The organism is Stenotrophomonas sp. 610A2 (assembly GCF_030549615.1).
GTDB classification, from domain to species: Bacteria; Pseudomonadota; Gammaproteobacteria; order Xanthomonadales; family Xanthomonadaceae; genus Stenotrophomonas; species Stenotrophomonas pigmentata.
Map to the genome: position 1 here is coordinate 1,266,517 of NZ_CP130832.1, position 26,881 is coordinate 1,293,397.

23 protein-coding genes, 10 tRNA genes and 1 other RNA gene are annotated in these 26,881 nt (G+C 61.9%); 24 read left to right on the forward strand and 10 right to left on the reverse strand.

Translation table 11 applies throughout. The features are described 5' to 3' along the window. Window positions 1-43 precede the first annotated feature (43 nt). The 15 genes from Q5Z11_RS05645 to Q5Z11_RS05715 all read left to right on the forward strand — a co-directional run bounded on the left by Q5Z11_RS05645 (window position 44) and on the right by Q5Z11_RS05715 (window position 10,072). A tRNA-Arg gene (locus Q5Z11_RS05645) sits at window positions 44-120 on the forward strand. Between the two features lie 34 nt (window positions 121-154). Continuing rightward, window positions 155-231 (forward strand) — tRNA-His (locus tag Q5Z11_RS05650). A 77-nt stretch (window positions 232-308) separates the two neighbouring features. Next, window positions 309-384 (forward strand) — tRNA-Lys (locus Q5Z11_RS05655). A gap of 112 nt (window positions 385-496) precedes the next feature. Further along, window positions 497-572: transfer RNA gene (locus Q5Z11_RS05660), tRNA-Lys, on the forward strand. A gap of 159 nt (window positions 573-731) precedes the next feature. Then, window positions 732-816, forward strand: a tRNA-Leu gene (locus Q5Z11_RS05665). Between the two features lie 187 nt (window positions 817-1,003). After that, entirely contained in the window at window positions 1,004-2,299 is a 1,296-nt protein-coding gene (gene tig / locus Q5Z11_RS05670; RefSeq protein ID WP_303749089.1) for a trigger factor, read from the forward strand. Window positions 2,300-2,365: 66 nt separating this feature from the next. After that, on the forward strand, window positions 2,366-2,992 hold the full coding sequence (gene clpP / locus Q5Z11_RS05675; RefSeq protein ID WP_057629317.1) for an ATP-dependent Clp endopeptidase proteolytic subunit ClpP: 627 nt from the start codon (window positions 2,366-2,368) through the stop codon (window positions 2,990-2,992). Between the two features lie 128 nt (window positions 2,993-3,120). Further along, window positions 3,121-4,410: an ATP-dependent Clp protease ATP-binding subunit ClpX gene (clpX, locus tag Q5Z11_RS05680; RefSeq protein WP_303749090.1), complete on the forward strand. Its 1,290-nt coding sequence runs from the start codon at window positions 3,121-3,123 to the stop codon at window positions 4,408-4,410. Window positions 4,411-4,547: 137 nt separating this feature from the next. After that, the gene (gene lon, locus Q5Z11_RS05685; RefSeq protein WP_303749091.1) at window positions 4,548-7,007 is read left to right on the forward strand and encodes an endopeptidase La; all 2,460 of its coding nucleotides are present in this window, start codon (window positions 4,548-4,550) and stop codon (window positions 7,005-7,007) included. Window positions 7,008-7,215: 208 nt separating this feature from the next. Beyond that, a complete protein-coding gene (locus tag Q5Z11_RS05690; protein ID WP_057629314.1) occupies window positions 7,216-7,488 on the forward strand; it encodes an HU family DNA-binding protein in 273 nt (90 codons plus the stop codon). Between the two features lie 12 nt (window positions 7,489-7,500). After that, window positions 7,501-7,575: transfer RNA gene (locus Q5Z11_RS05695), tRNA-Val, on the forward strand. A 32-nt stretch (window positions 7,576-7,607) separates the two neighbouring features. Next, a tRNA-Asp gene (locus Q5Z11_RS05700) sits at window positions 7,608-7,684 on the forward strand. An 83-nt stretch (window positions 7,685-7,767) separates the two neighbouring features. Next, window positions 7,768-7,844, forward strand: a tRNA-Asp gene (locus Q5Z11_RS05705). 62 nt (window positions 7,845-7,906) lie between these two features. Further along, window positions 7,907-7,983: transfer RNA gene (locus tag Q5Z11_RS05710), tRNA-Asp, on the forward strand. Window positions 7,984-8,110: 127 nt separating this feature from the next. Next, window positions 8,111-10,072, forward strand: coding sequence for a peptidyl-prolyl cis-trans isomerase (locus tag Q5Z11_RS05715; RefSeq protein WP_303749092.1), 1,962 nt, complete (start codon window positions 8,111-8,113; stop codon window positions 10,070-10,072). Window positions 10,073-10,400: 328 nt separating this feature from the next. On the opposite strand, the gene Q5Z11_RS05720 is transcribed toward Q5Z11_RS05715, so the two are convergent. Continuing rightward, complete coding sequence (locus Q5Z11_RS05720) at window positions 10,401-11,618, reverse strand: lytic transglycosylase domain-containing protein (RefSeq protein ID WP_303749093.1); 1,218 nt, start codon at window positions 11,616-11,618, stop codon at window positions 10,401-10,403. Then, window positions 11,615-12,379 (reverse strand): hydroxyacylglutathione hydrolase, encoded by a 765-nt coding sequence (gene gloB, locus Q5Z11_RS05725; protein ID WP_303749094.1) that lies wholly within the window; start codon window positions 12,377-12,379, stop codon window positions 11,615-11,617. The genes Q5Z11_RS05720 and gloB overlap by 4 nt, the downstream gene beginning before the upstream one ends. A 116-nt stretch (window positions 12,380-12,495) precedes the next feature. On the opposite strand from gloB, the gene Q5Z11_RS05730 reads away from it, so the two are divergent. The 3 genes from Q5Z11_RS05730 to dnaQ are packed head-to-tail and all read left to right on the forward strand — an operon-like array spanning window position 12,496 to window position 14,249. Then, on the forward strand, window positions 12,496-13,044 hold the full coding sequence (locus Q5Z11_RS05730; protein ID WP_303749095.1) for a class I SAM-dependent methyltransferase: 549 nt from the start codon (window positions 12,496-12,498) through the stop codon (window positions 13,042-13,044). A gap of 15 nt (window positions 13,045-13,059) precedes the next feature. Continuing rightward, the gene (rnhA, locus tag Q5Z11_RS05735) at window positions 13,060-13,512 is read left to right on the forward strand and encodes a ribonuclease HI (RefSeq protein ID WP_282270937.1); all 453 of its coding nucleotides are present in this window, start codon (window positions 13,060-13,062) and stop codon (window positions 13,510-13,512) included. A gap of 8 nt (window positions 13,513-13,520) precedes the next feature. Then, entirely contained in the window at window positions 13,521-14,249 is a 729-nt protein-coding gene (gene dnaQ / locus Q5Z11_RS05740; RefSeq protein WP_303749096.1) for a DNA polymerase III subunit epsilon, read from the forward strand. A gap of 78 nt (window positions 14,250-14,327) precedes the next feature. Here dnaQ and Q5Z11_RS05745 read toward each other — a convergent pair whose 3' ends face one another. Further along, the gene (locus tag Q5Z11_RS05745; protein WP_303749097.1) at window positions 14,328-15,032 is read right to left on the reverse strand and encodes a PP2C family protein-serine/threonine phosphatase; all 705 of its coding nucleotides are present in this window, start codon (window positions 15,030-15,032) and stop codon (window positions 14,328-14,330) included. 203 nt (window positions 15,033-15,235) lie between these two features. Between Q5Z11_RS05745 and Q5Z11_RS05750 the strand changes: the two genes are divergently transcribed. Continuing rightward, window positions 15,236-15,326: transfer RNA gene (locus Q5Z11_RS05750), tRNA-Ser, on the forward strand. Window positions 15,327-15,448: 122 nt separating this feature from the next. Beyond that, window positions 15,449-15,847 (forward strand): DUF6165 family protein, encoded by a 399-nt coding sequence (locus Q5Z11_RS05755; protein ID WP_303749098.1) that lies wholly within the window; start codon window positions 15,449-15,451, stop codon window positions 15,845-15,847. A 385-nt stretch (window positions 15,848-16,232) separates the two neighbouring features. Here Q5Z11_RS05755 and Q5Z11_RS05760 read toward each other — a convergent pair whose 3' ends face one another. Then, the gene (locus tag Q5Z11_RS05760; RefSeq protein WP_303749099.1) at window positions 16,233-17,279 is read right to left on the reverse strand and encodes a glycosyltransferase family 9 protein; all 1,047 of its coding nucleotides are present in this window, start codon (window positions 17,277-17,279) and stop codon (window positions 16,233-16,235) included. Between the two features lie 20 nt (window positions 17,280-17,299). Between Q5Z11_RS05760 and Q5Z11_RS05765 the strand changes: the two genes are divergently transcribed. Together Q5Z11_RS05765 and Q5Z11_RS05770 are read left to right on the forward strand one after the other, a co-directional pair. Then, window positions 17,300-18,049 (forward strand): 3-deoxy-D-manno-octulosonic acid kinase, encoded by a 750-nt coding sequence (locus Q5Z11_RS05765; protein ID WP_303749100.1) that lies wholly within the window; start codon window positions 17,300-17,302, stop codon window positions 18,047-18,049. Between the two features lies 1 nt (window position 18,050). Further along, window positions 18,051-18,815, forward strand: a complete 765-nt coding sequence (locus Q5Z11_RS05770; RefSeq protein ID WP_303749101.1) for an MBL fold metallo-hydrolase — start codon at window positions 18,051-18,053, stop codon at window positions 18,813-18,815. A gap of 369 nt (window positions 18,816-19,184) precedes the next feature. Here the strand turns inward: Q5Z11_RS05770 and ffs are convergent. Then, window positions 19,185-19,281, reverse strand: an RNA gene (gene ffs, locus Q5Z11_RS05775) — signal recognition particle sRNA small type. Between the two features lie 311 nt (window positions 19,282-19,592). Between ffs and Q5Z11_RS05780 the strand changes: the two genes are divergently transcribed. Next, a complete protein-coding gene (locus Q5Z11_RS05780) occupies window positions 19,593-19,910 on the forward strand; it encodes a DMT family transporter (protein ID WP_303749102.1) in 318 nt (105 codons plus the stop codon). Between the two features lie 8 nt (window positions 19,911-19,918). On the opposite strand, the gene Q5Z11_RS05785 is transcribed toward Q5Z11_RS05780, so the two are convergent. The 5 genes from Q5Z11_RS05785 to Q5Z11_RS05805 all read right to left on the reverse strand — a co-directional run bounded on the left by Q5Z11_RS05785 (window position 19,919) and on the right by Q5Z11_RS05805 (window position 25,846). After that, complete coding sequence (locus Q5Z11_RS05785) at window positions 19,919-20,371, reverse strand: GNAT family N-acetyltransferase (protein ID WP_303749103.1); 453 nt, start codon at window positions 20,369-20,371, stop codon at window positions 19,919-19,921. 206 nt (window positions 20,372-20,577) lie between these two features. Continuing rightward, window positions 20,578-22,929, reverse strand: coding sequence for a GH92 family glycosyl hydrolase (locus Q5Z11_RS05790; RefSeq protein ID WP_405051654.1), 2,352 nt, complete (start codon window positions 22,927-22,929; stop codon window positions 20,578-20,580). 168 nt (window positions 22,930-23,097) lie between these two features. After that, window positions 23,098-23,505 (reverse strand): hypothetical protein, encoded by a 408-nt coding sequence (locus tag Q5Z11_RS05795; RefSeq protein WP_303749104.1) that lies wholly within the window; start codon window positions 23,503-23,505, stop codon window positions 23,098-23,100. Window positions 23,506-23,925: 420 nt separating this feature from the next. Then, a complete protein-coding gene (locus Q5Z11_RS05800; protein ID WP_303749105.1) occupies window positions 23,926-24,405 on the reverse strand; it encodes a hypothetical protein in 480 nt (159 codons plus the stop codon). A 73-nt stretch (window positions 24,406-24,478) separates the two neighbouring features. Continuing rightward, window positions 24,479-25,846, reverse strand: coding sequence for a site-specific integrase (locus Q5Z11_RS05805; protein ID WP_303749106.1), 1,368 nt, complete (start codon window positions 25,844-25,846; stop codon window positions 24,479-24,481). A gap of 219 nt (window positions 25,847-26,065) precedes the next feature. Here Q5Z11_RS05805 and Q5Z11_RS05810 point away from each other — a divergent pair, with 219 nt between their 5' ends. After that, a complete protein-coding gene (locus Q5Z11_RS05810; protein WP_303749107.1) occupies window positions 26,066-26,590 on the forward strand; it encodes a hypothetical protein in 525 nt (174 codons plus the stop codon). Window positions 26,591-26,881 lie beyond the last annotated feature (291 nt).

The window sequence follows — 26,881 nt, forward strand, 5'->3', positions numbered from 1 at the left end:
CCAACGCACCAAGCGCGTGTTGGAGTGCGACAATCCGGTCAGAGCGCCCGTAGCTCAACTGGATAGAGCACCGGCCTTCTAAGCCGGCGGTTACAGGTTCGATTCCTGTCGGGCGCACCATCGGGTGCAAGCGGTAGGTAGCAAGGTTTCAGTGGTGGCTGTAGCTCAGTTGGTTAGAGTACCGGATTGTGATTCCGGTGGTCGGGGGTTCGAATCCCCTCAGCCACCCCACTGTTTCGAGGCTTCGGAGTAGAATCCGGGCTTGCAAAAAAAACCAGGTTGCGGCATTATTCGCCTCCTGATTTTCAGGGCTGTTAGCTCAGTTGGTAGAGCAGTTGACTCTTAATCAATAGGTCCAAGGTTCGAATCCTTGACAGCCCACCAAATCAAGAAAGCCGTTGGAGCAATCCAGCGGCTTTCTCTTTTTATGTAAGCCCGGTGTTTTGGGCGGGTGCGGAAAACACTCTTGTAGTGTAAGATTCACCTCGAAGTTTCAGGGCTGTTAGCTCAGTTGGTAGAGCAGTTGACTCTTAATCAATAGGTCCAAGGTTCGAATCCTTGACAGCCCACCAAATTTGAAAGCCGCTGGAGAAATCTGGCGGCTTTTTTCTTAGCCAGGGCGGCATGCCGCCAGGTCATTGTTCAGGTGTTGATGGTTGGACCAGCGCGCAGACGCGCTTGGCTTCCGCTTTGTCGGCGCTCCTGCAACAATGCCGTGCTGAGTCAGTATTGCGAAAGTGGCGGAATTGGTAGACGCCCTGGATTTAGGTTCCAGTGCCGCAAGGCGTGGGGGTTCGAGTCCCCCCTTTCGCACCAGTGAGTGGTGTTCTTTGCCCACTCCGGGTCCCTTCAGACAACCTGCAGACAACCTGTATGGGTCTGCCCGCTGGCGGCCACGGGCGATATCGGCCAAACTAAAGGGCTGCGGTGCATAACCGCGCCCTACAACCGTTTCATCCATCACATCGAACCGGGGCGGTTGCCGCCGGTGGCAGGAGTCAACATGCAAGCTTCGATCGAATCCACCGGCAATCTGGAACGCCGCCTGAGCTTCTCGCTGCCGGAAGAGCGTCTGCAGGGGCATATCAGCGGCCGTCTGGGCGAAATCGCGCGTACCGCGCGCATCAAGGGTTTCCGCCCGGGCAAGGTGCCGGCCAAGGTGATCGAGCAGCGTTTTGGCCCGCAGGTGCGCGCCGAGGCGCTGGACGGCCTGCTGCGCGAGACCTTTGATGCCGCCCTGCGCCAGCACGAGCTGCGCATTGCCGGTAACCCGCGCATCGACAAGGCTGGCGAAGGCGAGTTCGACTTCGTTGCCACCGTTGAGCTGATCCCGGACTTCGGCGACGTCGACGTCACCAAGCTGACCGTCGTGCGCCACAGTGCCGAAATCAGCGATGCCGACATCGACCAGATGATCGAGAACCTGCGCGCCCAGCGCCGCACCTGGAAGCCGGTTGCACGCGGCGCCCAGGAAGGCGACCTGGTCGGCCTGGAAACCTGGTCGCAGGCTGGCGACGAGCGTCTGCCGGCCGAGGGTGTCGAGAAGGGCACCATCATCATCGGCCAGGGCATGATGTTCGAGCAGATCGAAAAGGGCCTGGTCGGCCTGGCCAAGGGTGAAGAAAAGACCCTGGACGTCGAATTCCCGGCCGACTGGCGCGTGCCGGCCCTGGCTGGCAAGACCGTGCAGGTCACCGTCAAGGCGGTTGAAGTGTCCGAGCAGGACATGCCGGAAGTCGATGCCGCCTTCATCAAGAGCTTCGGCGTGAAGAACGGCGACGTGGAGCAGTTCCGCGCCGACATCCGTTCCAACCTGGAGCGCGAGCTCAAGGGCGCACTGATGAACCGCCTGCGCCGCGAAGTGGGTGAGCAGCTGATCGCCGCCTATTCCTCGGTCGAGCTGCCGCCGCGTCTGGTCGAGGGCGAAGCCCGCTCGATGCTGGCCCAGCAGATCGATGCCATCCGTCGCCAGGGCGGCAACCCGGGCGAAGTGCCGGCCGATGCCCATGAAGGCTTCAAGGACGCCGCTTCCAAGCGCGTGCTGGTTGGCCTGCTGGTCGGCGAAGTGGCCCGCAAGAACGAGCTGCGCCTGGACCCGAAGCGCCTGAACGAAACCATGCGCCTGATCGCTTCGACCTACGAAGAGCCGGAGCAGGTCATTGAGATGTACCGCAATGATCCCCAGCTTATGGCTGGCCTGCAGAACCGCGTGATGGAAGAGCAGGTCATCGACTGGATCGCCGAGCGTGCCCAGCACACCGAGCAGGCCTTGACGTTCCAGGAAGCCATCCGCCAGTAAGCTGGCGGTGTTTCATCCCCGCGCTGCGGCGCGGGGAGTTCCCTCCCAAAATAGGTGCCTCACGTAATGGACAACCGAACCAAAGCTCTGAACATGGTTCCGATGGTGGTCGAACAGACCAGCCGCGGCGAGCGCGCCTACGATATCTATTCGCGCCTGCTCAAAGAGCGCCTGATTTTCCTGGTCGGTCCGATCGACGACCACATGGCGAACGTTGTGGTGGCGCAGCTGCTGTTCCTTGAGTCGGAGAACCCCGAGAAGGAAATTAGCATCTACATCAACTCGCCGGGCGGCGTGGTCACTGCCGGCATGGCGATCTACGACACCATGCAGTACATCAAGCCGGACGTGAGCACCACCTGCATTGGCCAGGCCGCCTCGATGGGCGCGCTGTTGCTGGCTGCCGGTGCGCCGGGCAAGCGTTTCGCGCTGCCGAACTCGCGCGTGATGATCCACCAGCCGCTCGGCGGCTACCAGGGCCAGGCCACGGACATCGACATCCACGCCCGTGAAATCCTCACCCTGCGTTCGCGCCTGAACGAAGTGCTGGCAAAGCACACCGGCCAGGACCTGGAGACCATCGCCCGCGATACCGAGCGTGACAACTTCAAGAGCGCGGCCGAGGCTGCGGCTTACGGCCTGGTGGACCAGGTGCTGGAGCGCCGTCCGGAAGAGAGCATCCAGGCCTCCTGATACGTTGAACGGCCAGAAAAATCGGCCTGATTTGCAGGGTCGGAACCGGACTGGTGTCCTTCCGGCCCTGTGCTATTCTCGAATTTGAACCCCCTGTTCAGAGGGGGAAGCAACTGGGTAAGCGAAGCATGAGCGAAGACCGGCAAGGTCGTACCGGGGACAGCAGCGGCAAGATTCTGTACTGCTCGTTCTGCGGCAAGAGTCAGCACGAAGTCCGTAAGCTGATCGCAGGCCCGAGCGTGTTCATCTGTGATGAATGCGTGGAGCTGTGCAACGACATCATCCGTGAGGAACTTGAGGAAAAGGCGCAGTCGGCGCGCAGTTCGCTGCCCAAGCCGCGCGAGATCCTCGAGGTGCTCGACCAGTACGTGATTGGCCAGAACCGCGCCAAGCGCACGCTGGCGGTTGCGGTGTACAACCATTACAAGCGCATCGAGAGCCGTCAGAAGAGCGACGACGTCGAGCTGTCCAAGTCCAACATCCTGCTGGTCGGCCCGACCGGTTCGGGCAAGACGTTGCTGGCCGAAACGCTGGCGCGCCTGCTCAACGTGCCGTTCACCATGGCCGATGCGACCACCCTGACCGAAGCCGGTTACGTGGGCGAGGATGTGGAAAACATCATCCAGAAGCTGCTGCAGAAGTGCGACTACGACGTCGAGAAGGCGCAGCAGGGCATCGTCTACATCGATGAAATCGACAAGATCTCGCGCAAGAGCGAGAACCCGTCGATCACCCGCGATGTGTCCGGCGAAGGCGTACAGCAGGCCCTGCTGAAGCTGATCGAAGGCACCGTGGCCAGCGTTCCGCCGCAGGGCGGCCGCAAGCACCCGCAGCAGGAATTCCTGCAGGTCGACACCAAGAACATCCTGTTCATCTGCGGCGGCGCGTTTGCCGGCCTCGACAAGGTGATCCAGGCCCGTTCCACCGATACCAGCAGCATCGGTTTCGGTGCCAAGGTGAAGAGCGCCGAGCGCAAGCAGGAAGTGGGTAAGGTGCTGGCTGAAGTCGAGCCGGAAGACCTGATCAAGTTCGGCCTGATCCCGGAATTCGTTGGCCGCCTGCCGGTGGTCGCGACCCTGGAAGAGCTGGACGAAGCGGCCCTGATCCAGATCTTGACCGAGCCCAAGAACGCCATCACCAAGCAGTTCAAGAAGCTGTTCGAGATGGAGAACGTGGAGCTGGAGTTCCGTCCCGATGCGCTGTCGGCCATCGCCAAGAAGGCGCTCAAGCGCAAGACCGGCGCCCGTGGCCTGCGCACCATCGTCGAGTCGGTGCTGCTGGACACCATGTACGAGCTGCCCTCGCAGGAAAACGTCAGCAAGGTGGTCGTGGACGAGTCGGTGATCGAGAACAAATCCGAGCCCTATATCGTCTACCAGACCCAGCCGGAACCGGTCAAAACCGCCTCTGGCGAGTGAACCCCGGTGAACTGAGGTGAATAGGCGGTTGCGCCGATCACGTTCAGCTTTCAACAGCTCTTGCAACACCTCGCCGATGGCCCCATAACGGGGCCATCGGCTTTTTTATTTAGCCTCCACCGAATCTCGGAGCCCCCATGGCCCAGTCCCAACTCGAAGTCCTCGACCTGCCGGTCCTGCCGCTACGCGACGTGGTGGTGTTCCCGCACATGGTCATCCCGCTGTTCGTGGGCCGCGACAAGTCCATGCAGGCGCTGGAGCGCGCGATGGAGTCGGACAAGCGCATCCTGCTGCTTGCGCAGAAGTCGGCCGAAACCGATGACCCGGCGGCCGCTGACCTGTACACGGTCGGCACCCTGGCGCAGGTGCTGCAGTTGCTGAAGCTGCCCGACGGCACCATCAAGGTGCTGGTCGAAGGCCTGTCGCGCGTGGCCGTGGACAAGGTCCATGAGCAGGACGGCTCGCTGCAGGGCCACGGTGTGGAAATCGAATCGGACGAATCGCGCGAGCCGCGTGAGATCGAGGCGATTGCCCGTTCGCTGATGTCGCTGTTCGAGCAGTACGTCAAAACCAACCGCAAGCTGCCGCCGGAGCTGTTGCAGACCCTGGCCGGCATCGAAGAACCGACGCGCCTGGCCGATACCATCGCCGCGCACATCGGTGTGCGCCTGGCCGACAAGCAGAAGCTGCTGGAAACCCTGCAGGTCGGCGATCGACTGGAAATGCTGGTCGGTCTGGTCGACGGCGAGATCGACGTGCAGCAGCTGGAAAAGCGCATCCGCGGCCGCGTCAAATCGCAGATGGAGAAGAGCCAGCGCGAGTACTACCTCAACGAGCAGATGAAGGCCATCCAGAAAGAGCTGGGTGACCTGGATGAAGCGCCGGGTGAGATGGAAGAACTGGCGCGCAAGATCGCCGAAGCCGGGATGCCCAAGCCGGTCGAGACCAAGGCCAAGAACGAACTCAACAAGCTCAAGCAGATGTCACCGATGTCGGCCGAAGCCGCGGTGGTGCGCAACTATCTTGAGTGGCTGCTGGGCGTGCCGTGGAAGAAGCGCACCAAGGTCCGCAAGGACCTCAAGGTCGCGCAGGACACGCTGGATGCTGACCATTACGGCCTGGACAAGGTCAAGGATCGCATCCTTGAATACCTTGCTGTGCAGTCGCGGGTGAAGCAGATGAAGGGCCCGATCCTGTGCCTGGTCGGCCCGCCCGGCGTGGGCAAGACCTCGCTGGGTCAGTCCATCGCCAAGGCCACCAACCGCAAGTTCGTGCGCATGAGCCTGGGTGGTGTGCGCGACGAAGCCGAGATCCGTGGCCATCGCCGGACCTACGTCGGTTCGATGCCGGGCCGCATCGTGCAGAACCTCAACAAGGTTGGCAGCAAGAACCCGCTGTTCGTGCTCGATGAGATCGACAAGATGTCGATGGACTTCCGTGGTGATCCGTCCTCGGCGCTGCTTGAAGTGCTGGATCCGGAACAGAACAACGCCTTCAACGATCACTACCTCGAGGTCGATCTGGACCTGAGCGAAGTGATGTTCGTGGCTACCTCCAATTCGCTGAATATTCCGGGTCCGCTGCTGGACCGCATGGAAGTGATCCGCATCCCTGGTTACACCGAAGACGAGAAGCTCAACATCGCCACCCGCTACCTGCTGGGCAAGCAGCTCAAGGCCAATGGCTTGAAGGCGGAAGAGCTGGCGATCGAGGAAGATGCAATCCGCGGCATCGTGCGTTACTACACGCGCGAATCCGGCGTGCGTAACCTTGAGCGCGAAATCGCCAAGATCTGCCGCAAGGTGGTGAAGGAAATTGCCCTCGCAGGTCCGCAGCCGGTGAAGAAGGCCGCCGCCAAGAAGTCGGCCAAGAAGCCGAAGGCCCTGGTGGTGGTGGATTCGAAGAACCTGGACAAGTATCTGGGCGTGCAGCGCTTCGACTTCGGCCGTGCCGAGGAAGAGAACGAGATCGGCCTGGTCACCGGCCTGGCCTGGACCGAAGTCGGTGGCGACCTGCTGCAGATCGAATCCACCCTGATTCCGGGCAAGGGTTCGGTGACCTTGACCGGGCAGCTTGGCAACGTGATGAAGGAATCCGCCACGGCGGCCTTGTCGGTAGTGCGTGCGCGCGCCGAATCGTTGGGCATCGACGTCGATTTCCTGCAGAAGCACGACGTTCACCTGCACGTGCCCGATGGTGCCACACCGAAGGACGGCCCCAGCGCAGGCATCGCGATGGTGACCTCGTTGGTGTCGACGCTGACCAAGGTGCCGGTCAAGGCCGAAGTGGCGATGACCGGTGAGATCACCCTGCGCGGTCGCGTCACCGCCATCGGCGGCCTCAAGGAGAAGTTGCTGGCCGCGCTGCGCGGCGGCATCCGCACCGTGATCATCCCTGACGAGAACCGCAAGGACCTGGCTGATATCCCGGCCAACGTCACCCGCGACCTGACCATCGTGCCGGTGAAGTGGATCGACGAAGTGCTGGATATCGCGCTGGCAACCCCGCTGGCGCCGAAGAAAGCAGGTAAAAGTGCGCAGCGTGTCGCAGTTCGCGGCAAGGCGAAGGCAGCTCCGACGGCCCGCGTCAAGCACTGAAGTGTGAACGTAAAACCCCTCGAAACCCGCGTCAATAAAGGCTTTTCAGCTTGCGCGGGTAGGGGGGCGCTGGTATAAAAGTGCGACTCACGCAGCAGCAGCTTGTTGCTGGCGTGTTTGCAGGTTCTTCGGCGGTCGTGGGTCTTGGGGACGCACGGCTGCCACTCAAAATAATTCCGCGGATTACCCGCAAAGGGAGTTTTACAGAATGAACAAGACCGAATTGATCGATGGCGTTGCCGGTGCTGCTGACCTGTCCAAGGCTGAAGCTGGCCGTGCGGTTGATGCCGTCATCGCCGAGATCACCAAGGCCCTGAAGAAGGGTGAGGCCGTGACTCTGGTGGGCTTCGGTACGTTCCAGGTTCGCGAGCGCGCTGCGCGCACCGGCCGTAACCCGAAGACCGGCGAAGAGATCAAAATCGCTGCTGCAAAAAATCCTGCCTTCAAGGCTGGTAAAGCTCTGAAAGACGCTGTAAACTAAGCGGCTCAGCTGGGGTGCTTAGCTCAGCGGTAGAGCGTCTCCCTTACACGGAGAGGGTCGGGGGTTCGAAACCCTCAGCACCCACCAAGTTAAGCATTGCAGTAACAGTTTGAAAGTGTGGAGCGGTAGTTCAGTTGGTTAGAATGCTGGCCTGTCACGCCGGAGGTCGCGGGTTCGAGTCCCGTCCGCTCCGCCAGTTTCAAATTGGCCCCTGACAAAATCGGGGGCCTTGTTTTCTCAAACCCCACAAGAGGGAGGGAAAACTAAAAAATTAAATGTGGAGCGGTAGTTCAGTTGGTTAGAATGCTGGCCTGTCACGCCGGAGGTCGCGGGTTCGAGTCCCGTCCGCTCCGCCATTTAATCAAGTCGCTTTTAGGAGCGCGCGCCCTGGGAAACCAGCGGTGGTCGAGTCAAATGTGGAGCGGTAGTTCAGTTGGTTAGAATGCTGGCCTGTCACGCCGGAGGTCGCGGGTTCGAGTCCCGTCCGCTCCGCCAGTTGTCTCAAAGCCCTCGGCGCAAGCCGGGGGCTTTTTTTTGGCCAGCTATTGATGGCAGCCGAGTTGGGCGCAGGGCAGGAAGCGGGTTAAACTGCCCGGCTCGCCACTCAGGCCTCGATTTGCCCATGCTGCAGAAACTTCGCGACAAGACCTCAGGCTGGATCGTTACGGTGATCATGGGCCTGTTGATGATCCCGTTCCTGTTTGTGATCGACAACAGCTACCTCGGTGGCGTCGGCGCACAGAACGTTGCCAAGGTGTCGGCTCCGCCGTCGTGGTGGACTTCGGCCCCGTCGTGGTGGCCGATGTCGTTCCTGTGGAAGCACCACGAAGTCAGCGTCGAGGACTTCCGCACCCGCTTCGAGCAGGCACGCATGCAGGCGCGCGAGCAGCAGGGCGACAACTTCGACCCGCGCGAATTCGAGACCACCGAAAACAAGCGCCTCGTGCTTGATCAGCTGATCGACGAACAGGTCGTGCGCCTGGCTGCCGAAGACGCGCATATCGTCATTGGCGACAATGCCGTGCGTGATTACATCGCAGCGATCCCTGGTTTCCAGAAGGACGGCAAGTTCGATCCTGACCAGTACCGTCTGGCGCTGGCGCAGAGCATGCCGCCGCGTACGCCGGCGATGTTCGAGCAGCTGGTGCGCACCAGCCTGCAGCAGTCGATCATTCCTTCTGCGCTGGCCGAGTCCGGCTTCACCACCAAGGGTGAGAGCGAGCGTCTGTTGAAGCTGCTCGGTGAAACCCGTGACGTCGAATTCGCGTTGTTGCCGGCTGTTGCCGCTGACACCGCCGCCGTCACCGATGCCGAGATCGACCAGTGGTACAAGGCGCACCCGAAGGATTTCCGCCAGCCGGAAAGCGTCACCATCGAATATGTCGAGATCAATGCAGCCAGCATGCCGGCAGTGACTGCCGCTGACGAAGCCACGCTGCGCCAGCGCTACGAAGACGAGAAGATGCGTTTTGTCAGCGCCGACCAGCGCTTGGCCTCGCACATCCTGATCGCCACCGGCAGCGACGAAAAGGCTGCCGAGGCAAAGGCTGCGAAACTTGCCGCCGAAGCCAAGCAGCCGGGCGCGGACTTCGCGGCGCTGGCCAAGGCCAACTCGGAAGACCCGGGTTCCAAGGACGCCGGTGGCGACCTGGGCTGGGTTGAGAAGGGTGTGATGGACAAGTCCTTCGAGGACGCGCTGTTCGCGATGAAGGCTGGCGATGTGGTTGGCCCGGTCAAGAGTGCGTTCGGTTACCACGTGCTGCAGCTGCGCGAGATCAAGGGTGGCGAAGGCCGTCCGTTCGAGGAAGTGCGTGACCAGCTTGCCGCCGAGCAGCTGCAGGCCGATACCGAGAAGGCGTTCAACGAGCTGAGCGGTCGCTTGGTCGATCTGGTTTACAAGAACCCGACCGAACTGGGCGGCGCAGCCAAGGAAGTTGGCCTGCCGGTGCAGACCCTGGGCCCGTTCAACCGTGCCACCGCCAGCGGCATCGCTGCCAATCCGGCAGTGCTGAAGGCCGTGTTCTCCGACGCGTTGAAGGAAGACGGCACGGTCAGCGATCCGATCGAGCTTGGCCCGAACCACAACGTGATGGTCCGCGTGACCGAGCACACCCCGGAGCAGGCCATCCCGCTGGCGCAGGCGCGCGAGCAGGTGATTGCTGCTGTGCGTGCGCACCGCACCGAGGAGGCTTCGAAGAAGGCTGCTGACGCCTTGCTGGCCAAGTTGAACGGTGGCCAGACCCTGCAGGCATTGGCCGGCCCCGAGCAGCTGCAGTTGCTGCCGATGCCGGGCCTGCCGCGCACCGCGCCGATGCCGACGGCTGAAGCCAACCGTGCTGCGTTCACTGCCGCAGCTCCGGTCGGCGACAAGCCCAGCTATGGCAAGGTCGAGATGGAGCCGGGTCGCTATGCCGTGTTCGCGGTCACCAAGGTGACCCCGGGCAACCCGGCCGAAGTGCCGGAAGCACAGCAGGCCATGCTCAAGGGCCAGCTGAGCCAGATCGACGGCGCCGCTGCAGCCAAGGCCTATGTCGACGGCATGCGCAAGCGCTACAAGGTGCAGGTGCAGGAATCCCAGCTCTGATCAACTGATCACCTGAGCAGCAACAAACAAAAAGCCCGGCGTAAGCCGGGCTTTTTGTACATGTAGTGCCGAGCCATGCTCGGCAGGGGCGTTACCGCTGACATGCGGTTGTAGGAGCGGCGTAAGCCGCGAAGCTGGTGATCGGTCAGATTGCGCAGATGCCGGTGATTTCTTTGCCACCGGCTTCGCGGCTTACGCCGCTCCTACAAACGCTGGGGATTGCTGGTAAAGCCCTTGCCGAGCATGGCTCGGCACTACATCGATGCGGAAACGCAGAAGCCCGGCTGTTGGCCGGGCTTCTGGTTCGGCTTTCATGCTGGAGCCTGCTTCAGCGCACTTCGTCGTAGCGCAGCACCATGCCCGGCTTCAGCACTGCGCTGGCGTCCAGGTTGTTGGAGGTCAGCAGGGTCTTCACCGAAATGCCGTAGCGGCGGGCGATGGTCCAGGCTGACTCACCGCTGCGCACCGTGTGGCGGCTGCCGCTGCTGGCCGAGGCCACCGCACGGGAAGGAGCTGCCGGGCGGTTGCTGGCAACGGACTGGGTTGCAGCAGGCGGCGCATCGCGGGTCGCGACCAGCACGCTCTCGCTGTTGTCGCTCTCGACGCTGCCCATGGCCGCAGCCGGCGCCAGCACCCGGGTGCCGGAGCGTGAGCTGGTCAAGGCGGGGTTGAGGCGGGCGATGCGGGCCGGGTCCAGCGCGTTCTGCGCTGACCAGGCTGCCAGGGTGGTGTTGGCCGGCAGCGTGTGGCCCTTCAGGATCGGCACCTGACGGTCCAGCGCGGCCATCAGGTCGGGTTCGTTCTCGGACTGTTCCAGCACGCAGGCCAAGGCATGCAGCTTTTCGACGTACGCGTAGGTGATCGGTGACAGGCCTGGCAGCTCGGAAGCGGTGGCGTTCTGTGCGTTCATGCCGCCACGACGCAGCGATTGCAGGATGCGGTACTCACCGGCGTTGTACGCCATCACCGCCAGCTGCCAGTCACCGGCAAACATGCCGTGCAGGGTCTTCAGGTAGCGCACCGCGGCGCGGGTGGAATCCACGGCCGACAGGCGGCCGTCATAGCCCTTCTCCATCGGCACGCGGTGGTTGCGCGCGGTGGTGGCGATGAACTGCCACAGCCCGGCCGGGCCGCTGGCGTTGCGGGCACCGGGGCGGTAGCCGCTTTCAACGAAGGGGATCAGCGCGAATTCGGTCGGCAGGCCGGCACTGCGCAGCTCATCGACGACGTAGCCGAACAGCGGCAGCGCGTCATCCTCGACATTGCCCAGTCGCGACGGGGCGTGCGAGAACTGCTTGCGCCAGCGTGGGCTGGTGGCTTCGGCGTCGCACTGTGGTGCGGCCAGGCCCTCACGGAAGTTGGCGAAGATCTCGCGTCCGTTACGGGTAGTCGGAGCCGGCAGGGAGGCCGGGTCCAGCGGTAAAGCGGTCAGTGCGGCGACGTTCTGGGTCATGCCGGCGCTGACCGGGAGGGTCTGGGCGGCCAGCGTGCCGCTGCCCGTGCCCAACAACAACCCCAGCGCCAACGGCAGACAAAGCCGCCTCATGCGCGAAAACCGTCTTTCCACCGCCGCAATTCGGCGAAGACTTCCACCTCGTCGGTGGGCGCGCGGCCAAGCCGCGCAGCGATCGCTGCAACGATCGCGGTATCGGCAGTCCGCAGAAACGGATTGCATTCCAGTTCACTGGCCAGGACGGCGGGAACGGTAGGACGGGAACTGCTGCGCATGTCCGAGGCTTCCTGTTGGCGGCGCTGCAATGCCGCGTTGGTGGGGTCGACATGCCGCGCAAACACGGCATTGGCCAGCGTGTATTCGTGCCCGCAGCAGACCAGTGTCTGTGGGGGCAGGGCGGCCATTCGCCGGAGCGAGGCCAACATCTGGGCCGGCGTACCTTCGAACATGCGTCCACAGCCCAAGCTGAACAACATGTCGCCACTGAACAAATGATCGTGGCCGTAGTAGGCAATATGGCTTCGGGTGTGACCGGGAACTTCCATCACGCTGAAGTCGAAGCCCGACAATTCTACCCGGTTGCCTTCGCTGACTCGTTCACATTCCAATGGGATGCGTTCATCTACCGGAGCGATGACGCGCAACCGCGGCCAACGCTGGCGCAGCTCCGCCACCCCGCCGATGTGATCGTCGTGGTGGTGGGTGAGCAGGACACCTGCAGGCTGCATGCCTTGTGCAGCGGCTTCGAAAACCGGGCCGGCCTGGCCGGGGTCGACGAAAATCGTGCGGTCATCAGGCGTTTGCAGCGCCCAGATGTAGTTGTCCTGAAATGCGGGCAGGGCGATCAGTCGCATAGAATTGGAAAATGCCTGCCGCCAAGTCCCCCCGTCAAGCTGCAGTCTCGCCCTGGTTTGAGAAAGCCGGGGCGCAGGCGATGCGGGAATGGGAGCAGCGGCTGCTGTCTGAACAAATGCGCGGATTTCCCTCGCCACCGTGGCTGTGGATGGCGCCAAACGCCTTCTGGCGGCCGGACCCCTCCCCGCAGGGCCGTGGCCTGCACCTGCACCGCGACCCGCAAGTGCCTGGCTGGGCAGGGGACCTGCGCTGCAGCCTGCCCTTGCCGCTGCCCAGCGAGTCGATCAAGGCCATCGTCATCGAGCACCCGGCGGCCGAGGAGCTGGAACCCTTGTTGTCCGAATGCGCGCGGGTGCTGATGCCCGGTGGTCGGGTCTGGGTGACCCTGCTCAACCGCTGCAGTCCCTACCGCGCGCATTGGCAGTGGCAGGGCGCGCGGCCACCCTCGGTGACACGTTGCAGGACACTATTGCAGCGGCAAGGCATACGATGTCGCTCGCTGCGGCACTATGGCCCGCTGTGGACGCAGTCGGGCAACACCCCGGGCACGGCTCTGCCGGCCCTGCGCGCCTTGTGCGTGCTGGAAGCTGAAAAACGCACCGTGGCCTTGATCGGCCCGATCAAGGCCAGTCGCGTCGGTTGGCGCGACCCGGTGGCGACCTGAATTCAACGGAACACTATGAAGTCAATTGAAGTACATACCGACGGCGCCTGCCTCGGCAATCCCGGCCCTGGCGGATGGGGCGCGTTGTTGCGTTACAAGGGCCATGAGCGCGAGCTGGCCGGTGGCGAAGCCCACACCACCAACAACCGGATGGAGTTGATGGCCGCGATCATGGGCCTGGAAACGCTCAGCGAGCCCTGCAACATCACCTTGTTCACCGATTCGCAGTACGTACGCCAGGGCATCACCGAATGGATGCCGGGCTGGGTGCGGCGCAACTGGAAGACCGCTGGCGGTGACCCGGTCAAGAACCGTGACCTGTGGGAGCGCCTGCACGAGGCCACGCAACGCCATCAGATCGACTGGCGCTGGGTGAAGGGCCATTCCGGTGACCCGGACAACGAACGCGTGGACCAGTTGGCCCGCGATGCTGCAATCCGCGTGCGCGCTGGCGCCGCGAGCAACTGAGGTAGCTGATGCGCCAGATCGTCCTTGATACAGAAACCACCGGCCTGGAATGGAAGAAGGGCAACCGCGTGGTCGAAATCGGCTGCGTGGAGCTGCTTGAGCGGCGCCCCAGCGGCAACAACTTCCACCGTTACCTGAAACCGGATTGCGACTTTGAATCCGGCGCCGCAGAAGTCACCGGCCTGAGCCTGGACTTCCTCGCCGACAAGCCGCGCTTCGAAGAAGTGGTGGATGAGTTCCTCGCCTACGTGGATGGCGCCGAGCTGATCATCCACAACGCCTCGTTCGACATGGGCTTCCTCGAGAACGAGATGAGCCTGGCCGGCAAGGGGCGCCTGGCCAACCGGGTGACGGTGACCGATACCCTGGCGATGGCGCGCGAGCGCTTTCCCGGCCAGCGCAACTCGCTGGATGCGTTGTGTCGCCGTCTGGGCGTGGACAACGCCCACCGCACGCTGCACGGCGGCCTGCTCGATGCGCAGATCCTGGCCGACGTCTATATCGCGCTGACCTCGGGCCAGGAAGAGATCGGCTTTGGTCAGCCGGAAGCGGAGGCTGGCAATGCCGGCGGTGCGGCGCAGGCCTTCGATACCTCCGTGCTGCTGCCGCGGCCGCGCGTGCTGGTCACCGCCTCGGAGCAGGAGGCGCACGAAGCGCGCCTGGCCAAGCTGCGCAAGAAGGCCGGTCATGCCTGGTGGGATGGCGAGCCGGCACCGGCGCCGGCCGAGTCAGCCTGAGCCGCGCCCGGCCGTGATTGGCCGTGATTGGCCGGCCGGCGCTTGTCGGCGTATCGAAGTAAAACAAAGTCCGCTGCCTTAGTGGCAGCGGACCAGGACGACGGTGACGTTGTCCGAGCCGCCGCCATCCAGCGCGGCGGCGACCAGTGCGTCCACGCATTCCTGCGCGCTGCAGTCGCCGTGGGCCAGTGCCTGGGTGAGGCCGGCGTCGTCCACTTCCTCGGTGAGCCCATCACTGCACAGCAGCAGCTGCATGCCCGGACGTAATTCACCGGTCATGGTGGCGACGTTGAGGTGGGCCGGATCGGTCACTCCAAGCGCCTGGGTGACCACATTGCGGTGTGGATGGGCGCGGGCCTGCTCCGCGGTGAGCGTGCCCTGCGCGATCAGCTCCTGCACGTAGCTATGGTCCTGGCTGAGCTGGGCCAGCTTGGCATCGCGCCACAGGTAGGCACGGCTGTCGCCGACCCACGCCACTTCGAAGCGATTGCCCTGCACGCGTGCGGCCACCACGGTGGTGCCCATCGGCAGACTGTCATTGCGGCGGCGCGAGGTGCGGATGATTTCCTCGTCGGCGGTGCGAATGGCCTGCACCAGCGAGGCACCATTGCGCACTTCACGCACGATGGTCTCGCGCGCCAGCGCGCTGGCTACCTCGCCGCAGGCGTGGCCGCCCATGCCGTCGGCAACCAGCCACAAACCCAGCTCGCCGTCACCGTAGTAGGTGTCTTCATTGAGCTGGCGGCGCAGGCCGACATGGCTGAGGTGTCCGAATTCGATCATGAGTGCCCGAACGGGCTGTATATCAACGTTGAAGGTCACTGCATCATCGCGTTCATGGAGGTGTACGGCAAGCGCCTGCACACACTCGTTTGGCTGGCGGAATGCAGCGCCTGCATGGCCAATCGATCCTTTTCGTTAAAAACCGCTTGTCCGCGCGGCCAATGCCCCTTATTATTCGCAGCCCGGTTCGCCGGGGACCATCTGGAGAGGTGGCAGAGCGGTTGAATGTACCTGACTCGAAATCAGGCAGGCGTTTATAGCGCCTCGGGGGTTCGAATCCCCCCCTCTCCGCCAGATACTTGAAAAAGCCACCTTCGGGTGGCTTTTTCTTTTTCCGCCCGGTGTTGGCTTGGCTGCGTGGCAGCCTGCGGGGTATCAGCGGCTACACTGTGCGCCTGATCCAATCGGTAAGCCCCATGTCAGAAATTCTCGTTCCCGTGTCCTTCGGTGAGCTGTTGGACAAGATCTCCATCCTGCAGATCAAGTCCGAGCGCATGAGCGATGCGGCAAAGCTGGTCAATGTGCGCAATGAACTGAACGCGCTGGACAGCACCTGGGCCGCGCACCCTGCCGCCGCGCAGGACATCACGGCGCTGCGTACCGAGCTGAAGGCAGTCAACGAGCGCCTGTGGGACATCGAGGACGACATCCGCCTGAAAGAGAAGGCGCAGGCCTTCGACGATTCCTTCGTGCAGCTGGCGCGCAGCGTGTACATCCAGAACGACGAGCGCGCGCGCATCAAGAAGGACATCAACCTGGCCCTGGGTTCCAGCTACGTGGAAGAGAAGTCCTACCAGGACTACCGCGCGGGCTGAGCCGGCCTTGTAGGAGCGGCGTAACCCGCGAAGCTCGTGGATCAGCAGATGGCAGGAATGCCCGGCGCTGCAGGATGGCCAGCTTCGCAGCTGACGCAGCTCCCACAAACAAAGCCTAAATCCGCGTTGTGGGAGCGGCATAAGCCGCGAAGCTCGTAGATCATCAGATGGCAGGAATGCCGGGCGGGTCGGCACTGCCAGCTTCGCAGCTGACGCAGCTCCCACAAACAAAGCCTAAGCCCGCTTTGTGGGAGCGGCATAAGCCGCGAAGCTCGTGGCTCATCAGATGGCAGGAATGTCTGGCGCGTCAGCACTGCCAGCTTCGCGGCTTACGCCGCTCCTACAGAATCACGGCGGCCCTATATGAAGCGGTTCCTGCAGCTGCTCAGCTTTGATGATCCGCGCGATAACGCTCGAACGCGGCAATCGCATCGTCCACCGTGATCAACGACATCACATCGTCGAACTCGATCTTGGTGCCCCATTTCAGCTCGCTGGCGGGCTTGTTGAGGTAACGACGGGCGGCATCGTCATAGCGGTCCACGCAATAGCGGCGGTCGGAGTAGGGGCCGCTGCGCGCCGGGTTGCTGGCTGCATGCAGGCCCAGCACCTTGGTGCCGACCGCATTGGCGATATGCATCGGGCCGGAGTCGGGAGTGACCAGCAGCGAGGCGCGGGCCAGCAGCGCGGGCAGCTGCTTGAGCGTGTCCTTGCCGACCAGATCCAACGCCGGGTGCTTCATCGCGGCGAGGATGGCGTCGCTGGTGCTGCGCTCCAGCTCGCTGCGGCCACCACACAGCACCACCCGCCAACCCTGGTCTACGGCATGGTCGGCCAGCGCAGCGTGGCGCTCGGCGTACCAGTTGCGGCGCTGGTGGCTGGAGCAGGGCGAGATCATCAGCACCGGGCGGCCATCCTCATCCCATTGCGCGCGCGCCCACTCATGGGCCTCCGGCGGCGTGGCCAGGTCCCAGCTGACCTCGGTCTGCTTCAGGCCCAGCGGCTCGCAGAAGCTGCCGATGGCATCGAGCACATGGATGCCAGGGCGGTCGGGGATGCGCTCGTTGATGAAAAGACCGTGCAGGTCCTTGGAGCGCGACTTGTCGTAACCGATACGGCGCTTGGCCGGAATGAAGGCCGACAACAGATTGGCACGTGCAGCGACCTGCATCTGCAGCAGCGCCTCGAAACGACCGGCTGGAAATTCGCGACGCAGCGCACGCATTCCAGCCAAGCCGCTGTTCTTGTCGTAGACGTGGAAGCTGACCCCCGGCAAGCCATCAAGCAGCTTGTGGCCGGCCTTGTCGATCACCCAGTGCAGCGGCGTGCCCGGAAAACCCTGCTGCAGGGTGCGTACCAGCGGAACCACATGGGTGACATCGCCCAATGCCGAGAGGCGCAAAAGACACAACGGGGAGGACGATGCAGGCATGTGTTGTTAGACTCGTAAAGATGGTCGCATTTGACGCCACTGAAGCGCTGACGCCCTGCCGCGATGGTCGCGGCTATGGCGCCATTCTGTTCGACCGCGAACGCCTGCGGCAAGCCGATCCCGGCTTGTTCGCGCCTGCGCAATGGGGCAGCAAGGCCCAGCCGGTAGGTGAGGGCGGGCGAGGCGGCGCATGGTTCATCGACGCGCCGTTCGGCCGCAGCGTGCTGCGCCAGTACCTGCGCGGTGGTGTTGCCGCCAAGCTCAGCCACAGCAGCTACTTGTGGCGCGGTGCCAACCGCACTCGAAGCTTTGCCGAATTCCGCCTCATGCGCGAGCTGATCGTGCGCAAGTTGCCGGTGCCGCGCCCCTATGCCGCGTTCTACATGCGCGAAGGCCTGCGCTACAAGGCGGCACTGCTGATGGAACGGCTGGAAGACGTGCGTTCGCTGGCCGACCACGCGCAGATCACCGGCCGCGGTGCGCCGTGGGAAGAGGCCGGGCGGATGATCGCGCGCTTCCACCGTGCAGGCCTGGACCACGCTGATCTGAACGCCCACAACATCCTGTTCGATGACGCTGGCCGCGGCTGGCTGATCGATTTCGACCGCGGCGTGCTGCGCATTCCCGCCACCCGCTGGCGCGAGCGCAACCTCAAGCGCCTGCTGCGTTCCCTGCTCAAGCTGCGCGGTGCGCGCAGCCGCGAGGACGTGGAGCAGGACTATGCGCGGCTGCGTCGTGCCTATGATCTGGCCTGGAACCGGGGCGTGTGACATGAGTTGGGCGTTGCGTTTCCTTGGCGTCGGCAATGCGTCGGCGGTGGAGCTGGGTTCGCCGATGTCGGTGATCGAGCACGACGGCCTGCCATGGCTGACCATCGATTGCGGCGGCGAAGGGCTGACCGCTTACCGCAACCATTACGGCGCCATGCCGGATGCGCTGTTCGTCACCCATATCCACCTGGACCATGTGGCCGGCTTCGAGCGCCTGTTCGTCGATGCCTTCTTCAACCCGCAACGGCGCGGCAAGGTGCGGCTATACGTGCCGGCGCCGCTGGTACCGTTGCTGCACAAGCGGGTAGGTGACTACCCGAACGTGCTGGCCGAAGGCGGTGCCAATTTCTGGGATGCCTTCCAGCTGATCGTGGTCGGCGATGCGTTCTGGCATGACAGCCTGCGACTGGAAGTATTCCCGGTGCGCCACCACTGGCCGGAAACCGCCTACGGCCTGCGCCTGCAAGGCGCATTGGTGTGGAGCGGTGACACCCGTCCGATCCCGGAAATGCTGGCGCGTTTTGCCGATGACAACGAACTGATCGCCCACGACTGCGGCCTGCACGGCAATCCGTCGCATACCGGCGTGGATGACTTGGAGCGCGAATACGACGCCGCCACCCAGGCGCGGATGATGCTCTACCACTACGCCAGCGCCGCCGACGGCGAAGCACTGCGCGCCCGCGGCCACCGCGTGGCGATGCCGGGTGAGTGCGTTGTACTGGCCGAGCCGACGGCACCGCGTGCGGAGCGGTTTGAGGGTTGAGCGTCGGGCTGCGGCTCCACGGAGCTTAGGCGCACGTAGAGCCCAAATTGTCGGCAGCAATGATCACTGAGCCCCTCTCCCGCCTGCGGGAGAGGGGTTGGGGTGAGGGCAAGGCCGGAGCCGGTCCAGATCAGCCTCACCCGAACCCTCCGAAGCAACGTAGCCCGGCTAGGCGCAGCGCACCCGGGACGCATGTCGGGTAGCTCTTAACGAATAAGAGCCCGATTCGTGGCCGGCAACCCAGTCGATCGCCCGGCAGAAGTCCTGCACGGCCAAAGCCCCGGGTGCGCTTACCCGGGCTACAACACGCACAAGCAAAAGCCGCCGCTTCATCAGCGGCGGAACTTTCCAAGGCCCAAAAAGGTGGCGACCCCGCCGGCTGACCTCGGCGCCCGCGTCGATCGATACCGTTGCTGCCTTCCGGCCCTGGCGGGATTTTCGACCTAGCGTCGCGAGGGGCCGACGGGGCCACCATAGAGACGGTTTGGCCGCGCTAGGCGCGGCCATTCACGATACGAGAGGCTGGGGCGATGCGATCATCAGCCGCCGATGCTTCATGGACCGGACACAAACTGGAGCAGGTCCTGATCGTGTGCGGCGATTGTAACGTATGCATGCACCAGCCGACCAGCGTTCCGGCTTGAACCCCGTGTAACCCGCAGCCGCCGGTTAGCGGCCCCAGACGCCCGGCTTGGATAGAATGCCCACCCAACGGAGGACGACCTCCGCCCATCACGGGACTTCACCCAGGACGGCCTGGCTTCTCTAGGAGGCTGTATGGCTTGGATCTATCTCGTGATCGCCGGTGTGCTGGAAATCGTCTGGGCGCTGGCAATGAAGCAATCCCACGGTTTCACCAAGCTGGTTCCCAGCATCGTCACCATCATCGGCATGATCGCCAGCTTCTGGTTGCTGGCCTTGGCCATGCGTACCTTGCCGCTGGGCACGGCCTATACGATCTGGACCGGCATCGGCGCGGTGGGTGCGTTCATTATCGGCATCATCTTCCTCGGCGAGCAGATCAGCGCGATGCGTATTGGCGCCGCGGTACTGATCGTCAGCGGCCTGGTGCTGATGAAGCTGTCCAGCAGCTGATAACCGCTTCAGTCCGCGCGCAGCACCAACACCATCTCTACGGCATCCAGCCCCGGGCCGTGGCCATCCGCCACGACCCGGGTCACGCTGAAGCCGAGCTGGGCGTAGAAGTCCTGCGTGTGCTGGCTGGTGCTGAGCTCCACGCGCTTCGCGTTCGGGCTCTGTCGGGCCTGTTGTAAACGCGCAAGGCTCAATTGCCTGCCGAACCCCTGCCGATGCAGGCTGCGTTCGACCATGCCCCAGCAGAAAACGGCGACGCCATCGTCCCGTATCGCCAAGCCGCCGCAGGCGACAACCCGGTCATCGTGCTCGATCAGCTGATAGTCGCAACCCTGCGTATCGCGCTGCAGAAACTGCGCGAAGTCAGTGCGTTCGGCTGGCGTGAAGTACTCGGGCACATTGCTGTCGAACAGCGACAGGCAGGCGTCGGCATCAGCAGGTTGATAGGGGCGGATCGGCATGCGCTGCAATCTAGCAGCTTCTGCCCTTTCTCTTTGTGGAAGGGGGAGCGGGCAGGGGAATCCTGTTTTGGTTTTGGTTTTGGTTTTGGTTTTGGCTTCAGCTTTAGCCCCTCTCCCCTTGCGGGAGAGGGGTTGGGGAGAGGGGAGCGCGAAGCGTGCTCCTTCCAACAGGTCATCGCCCAGCAACAGCCCCATCCCAATCCCAATCAACGCGACATCGAATAAGGCAACGTCGCCGCATCCGCAGCCCAGGACTTGTTCGGCTCAGCCTGCATCGTAAACCGCAGCTCGCCACCAGCAACAATCTCCTGGTGCGTCACATACGCCCGATCCAACGGCTTGCCATTGAGGCTCACTGAACCAACATACGTATGCGCAGCATCCAGCCCGGTAGCAACGATGTTGAAACGCTTCCCATCCGGCAGATTCAAGGTCGCCTGCGGCAGGAACGGCCGACCGATGATGTACTGGTTGCTACCCGGCGTAACCGGATAGAAACCCAGCGCAGTAAACACATACCAGGCCGACATCTGCCCGAGATCATCATTGCCGGCCAAGCCGTCCGGACGCGCCGCGTACTGCGTGTCCATGATCTGCTTCAAGCGTGCCTGCGTTCGCCACGGCTGCCCGGCATGTGCATACAGATAGGCAACATGGTGGCTTGGCTCGTTGCCATGTGCGTACCAGCCAATCAGTCCGGTGATGTCTTCCATGTGCGCGAAGATCGACGGGTCGACTTTGGCTTCAAATACATCGTCCAGACGCTGCAGGAGCTTGTCGCTGCCACCATGCGCCGCAGCCAAGCCGGCGACATCCTGTGGCACGTACCACGAGTACTGCCAGGCATTGCCTTCAGTGAAATCCGTGCCGTAACCGCTGGCGCTGGGATCGAACGGCTCGCGGAAACTGCCATCGCGCTTGCGCGCACGCATGAAGCCGGTGCCCGGGTCGAAGGCATGCTTCCAGTTCGCCGCACGCTTGTTGAACTCGCTCGCCACTTCGGTCTTGCCCATGTCCTTGGCCACCTGCGCGATGGTCCAGTCGTCATAGGCATATTCCAGCGTCTTGCTGGCTGCTTCGCCTTCCTCATCGATCGGCACATAGCCGAGCTCGCGGTACTGCGCGATGCCGTCATACGGACCGTAGTTGGCACTGGCGACCATCGCTTGCAGTGCTTCCTCGGTGTCGTAGCCACGGATGCCCTTCATATAGGCATCGGCGATCACCGGCACCGCGTGGTAGCCGATCATGCACCAGGTCTCCAGACCGTGGAACGACCACACAGGCAGCACGCCGTAAGGACTTTCGCGGCGTGATGCCAGCAGCGAGTTGACGAAGTCGTTGGTGCGTTGCGCTGGCTGCACCAACGTGGCCAAAGGGTGCAGGGCGCGATAGGTGTCCCACAGCGAGAAGGTCGAGTAGTTCGTCCAGCCCTTGGCCTGATGCACCGCGTTGTCCGGCCCGCGATAGCGACCATCGCTGTCCATGAACAAGGTTGGCCCGAGCAGCGTGTGATACAGCGCGGTGTAGAAGCGGGTGCGTTCGTCCGCGCTGCCCTGCGCTTCGACTGCACCCAGCGCCTCGCTCCATTGCTGCTTGGCGGCAGCGCGCATGCCATCGAAATCCCAGCCCGGCGCCTCCGCATCGAGGTTGGCAATCGCGCCTTCCTCGCTGACCGGCGAGATCGCCACCTTCACCAGCAAGGGCTTGCCGCCCTCCGGCACCACATCAAAGGCCGCAACCAACTGCCGGCCTTCGATCTGCGCGCGCTGCGACGGGTCCTTCTCGCCCGGCGGCGGGAAGCCCTTGTAGACAACATCCTGCTCGGTGTCGTGCAGTTGATGGCCGCTGAGCGGCTGCGAGAAACGCATCGCGAAATACAGCTGCCGGCCAGGCGCCCAGCCACGCGTCTCGCGGAAGCCGGTAACCGTGCCATCGGTCCGCACCCGCAGGCGCGACCACAGGATCTTGCCCGGGTAGTCATACATGCTGGTGCGCAGATCCAGCACCACATGCGCCGGCTTACCAGCCGGGAAGCTGTAGCGGTGCATGCCGACGCGCGCGCTGGCAGTGAGTTCGGCGCGTACCTTGTAATCGTCCAGCGTCACCGCGTAATAACCAGGCTGCGCGGTTTCGCTGGCATGACTGAAGCGAGAGGTATAGCCGCTCAAGGGCTGATCGGGATCGCCGCGCTCCAGCTTCAACTCACCGGTAGTCGGCATCAGCAGCAGATCACCCAGATCCGAATGGCCGGTGCCGGAGAAGTGCGTATGCGAGAAACCGACGATGGTGCTGTCGTCATAGCGATAGCCCGCCGCCCAGCCATAACCGTTCTTGCGCGACTGGATCCGGGTATCGGGCGACAGCTGGACCATGCCGTAAGGGACGGTAGCACCCGGATAGGTGTGGCCCTCGCCACCGGTACCGATGAAGGGGTTCACGGCGGCATAGGCGGCTCCATTGGCGGCGGGCGAGGCCGCCTGCGCTGAAGGCGCTGCCAACGAGGAGGTTGCCACGGTTGCTGCAAGCACTAACAGGGTCGCGCCAAACTGCTTCATCCCGCACCTTTTAGATCGGTCTAAAATTGGAAGTTAGCACGCCACCAGAAGGGGCGGGGAAGGTCATAGAGTGCGTCAAGCTGTACAAGGCAGCTTTGTTGATCCCTGCAGGGGCTTCGCCTGTGGCTGCGTGGGAGCTCAGTTTGGACTGGCTGTGGCTGTAGCGCCTTAGATCAGCCGAATTGCGGCAGTTTGCTGAGGCGTAAGTATCCATGCAGCCACGTGGTTTGAGCCGTGCTCACTCAACAGCTTTGTCAGACGGTGATAGCCATCAAGTAGCCGAACCTCGCCAGTTGCGTAGCTCCCCAATAACAATGGTCGCGTTGCATCTTCCCAAGAAAGTAACGCGGCATATTCCGCGTTCACACCTCCGCTAGCCGCTACTCCTTCGAGTTGCGGTACCAGATGTGCCAATGGGACAGGCAGGCACTGGTAGGCGTCCGGGTTGGCGTTTATCTGCTCGACCGCAAGCGCTACGTCATATATTTCCTGTCCGTTGTTGAAGTCAAAACGTGCATTCGGCTGCGTCTTGATAGGGGCAAACTGCTTCCATAGAGGTTCGTGATTGCTATTCATCTGTTGGTTCGTGGGTTGTGGGAGGGTATAAGGCGGGGCTCGATACAAACTGAGTCCACAAAGAAAAACCGGCGTATCCGATTCTATGGTGATAAGGCGCTGATTCGGGCTGTGCGCTCAAGCATTGAGGTATCTGGCGGGCAGTGGGATTGACTCAGCGCTCTGCACCTCACCCTTCGAGCGGCTGCGCTGTCCCACTGGCTACGACGGTAGTCGAACCCGTTGGGGTTCTCGTCCCTCAGGCTTTCCGCCAGATAAAAAGAAAAGGCCACCCGATGGGCGGCCTTTTCTTTTTTTATCTGGCGGAGAGAGGGGGACACTCCGGAACCTGTCCCAACCCCTTGAATCCTCGCAAGTTACACAAACCTAGGTATGCCCTTGATTGTGTCCTGTCAGTTTAACTCTTGTTGCCAAGAGCATCTAGTCTTCGAGTGAAGTGGTGCGCTCTCGTTTCAACGCTTGGGCATATCCGAGTCTGAATGCGTCGTCGGCATCCCTCTGCACGCCAATTTCGATAAATTGGTCGATTTCCACGCCCGTTGCTATGTAGTAGCCGAGGGCGGAACCTGCGGACGCATCTGCCAACGATTTGGCCGTGTTGATGAGGCTCGCCATATGAGCCCGTTCTTCTGGCGTGGCTTGTGGCCTAATGAGTTTCAGGCCCTCCCACACTGCATTGCGAAAGGCTGCCTGATACGCGTTGTCAGATGAGGCTTGATCGTGCGTTCCAGTCTGCAGAGCAGAAGTCGTCGCTTCGCTTTGCCTGACGGCGGCATGATACAAATTTAATGCCTCACCTACAGGAAGGTCGTGGTTGCTAGTCGCAGCATTGGCAGAAAGAGAGATGCATAACGCAATAAATAGGCCAGTCAGTCTGAAACGGTAAATTGCAGATTTCATAGTCAACTAAGACCTTTTGCTAGGGAAGGGGGCTACCAAGGGTTGGGGGCATTTTAGCTCGGAATGGATATGACTAAGTGCGTGGAGGCTTCGGCTTCGGCTGGGGCGCAAAGCGCATACCCATAGAATTAGCTTTTGCTTTGATACGGGCTTCGGCTTTGGCTTCATATGACACAGGTAAGACTCTCACATCGTTCAAAGCCCTAGCCTCAATCGCCCTGCCGCTTCGAGAACGGCTGCGGCTTCCGTAATAGGAGAGGGACAAAGTGGATCGGTGGCCCATTACCTCTGCTGCCTTTTCTGGTGTGGATTTTCCGCTCGCTATGGCCTCTTTTAAATCACTTCCAATCGTATGTCGAAACGAGTAGCAACTCAGGCCGCTGGCTTGCAATGCACGGTTGAGGCTCCTGCAATCGGCAGGCGTGGTGGTGAGGGTGTAGCGTCCGCCACGCTCGGCGCACAACTGCGCCAACGCCTGCACCGCGCTCCCAGCACCTGCAACGGGGAAGCCCAGACAACGCACAGCGTGCCCACGTTGCTCGTTCACCTTTGCGCCCTTGATTTCCAACACGATCGCTTGTTTTCCTTTGCTGTCGTGCCATAAGCGAATCACTACGCCGGCTTGCAGTTCGGCGGGGCGGCAACCCGTTAGCGCAAGCACCGCCAGCCGCTCGCTGTGCCGTTCTGCCAGCCGCGTGTCCCGCTGATGTCTGGTTAGTAGGGCGCAGGATGCAATATCGGCCGCAGGCGCACAGGTGCGCCTCTTGGACTTGTCTACGGGCTTCTGGCCGCTCGCTTTCATTGCCCTCGCTTTGTCTGTCCAAGTTGGATGACCTGCGGCTAAAAATTGTTCGTCCAGTGCAACGGCCAAACGCCACGCTTCCGCCGTGCACTCTTGGGCGCGGGCAATGTCTCCGGCTTTTCGCGCTTGCTCGGACAGCACACGCCACGCACGCGCATCCTCCGCCATCATCCAACGGCAGGCGGTTCGCAGTTTGTTCCAGTGCTGGGCGCTGTTTGCTTTCTCCCACGCGGTAACACCTTCGCTGACCAAGCGGGCATAGACCCGCCGATATTCGCCCGCTGTTCTTGTGTTGAGTTCGCGTGCTGGGTAGTCGGCGAGAACGTTCCGCGTGTACTTGTCGGCTTCAAGTGTCCACGTCTTACCCGACGCAATGCCCTGCCTCTCGTGATATTTTTTATCGCGCTCTAGTTTTTTTTCGTGCTTACTCGTCCACGCCTCACACAGGGGTGAGGGGTGAACATCGTGCGCAGTTGCGGCGGTTTGTATGTCACAAACCGCCGTGGGGGCTGTGCCCCCGTGTTGCCTTATGGGGTTACGCTCTCGCTCCACCCCGTCAACACTCCCCCCATTCTCGGACGGTATAACCGTCCGAGAATGGTCAGCGCTGTTGTCGGTGTGTGGACGTTTTTGTTTCATCACTTCATCTAATCAGATTCGCGAAGTTGCGCAAGTGGTCGCACTGCGCTGAATCGACGTGATGAATTTTTGTACAAATTTTCAGCGCAATGATATCGTTGCGAGCGGTCACTACTTGTGACGTACTGTTAGCACTGAAAAATTTTCAGCGCAAATTTTTGCGAGGTCGTGTAAGTGATTAAACACGCGACCCTGTGAAAATTTGGAATACGCTGGAAAGTGTTGCGCCGCAACGGATTGAGAGCATTTCTGGCCAACAATCGTATTCCAGAGCGTATTACGCTGAAAGCGTTGCACTCCAATGCTTTCCAGAAGAAAAGCACTCAAACGTACATACGTGCACAAAAACCGCAGGTGCGACATGTGCATATCTTCAATTCAACATTTCCCGACAACCACTCAAACCCATCCCCCCGGCTGTTGCTGTTGCTCTTGTCCGGTTTTCGTTCGCGCTTGCTTCTGTTCTTTGCTATTGCTCCACCCCACTGCTCCACCACCCAACTTTTTCCACCTGCGCTTTTTCGTCGTTGCCGCCGCCCTTCATCAACCCAACCTCAACGGATTTCACCAGTTCTCAACACTCAAACTTTTCTGTTGCTGTTGCTTCTGTCGTTGCTGTCGTTGGTTCTTCTGTCGTTGTTGTGCTTTTGCTCTTTCACTCTCTCTGTTGTTGCTTTTGTCTTCTTGTTGTTGTCGTTGCATCAAGGTGACAACGACAACCAAAAACACGGCACCACTCAATGATGGTTTTCATCAATGCGCCGACACAAAGGTCATTGCGATGTAACGATTTCAGCGTAAAAACAACCGTTTTTGCCGGCGGGGTGCGCCGACACTCGGAACCCAGTCGCATCAATGGTTTCGATGGATTTCGATGCAATGACAGCCGACACCCGAGGTGCGATTGCTGTATCAGTACTTATTTGCTTTGTGCTTCAATCCATCAGATTGCACACCAACGCTGAACGCGACAACATCAACACACCAGACACACGACACTGAAGAGCCATAACGCACAAAAAGCAAAACCGCTCT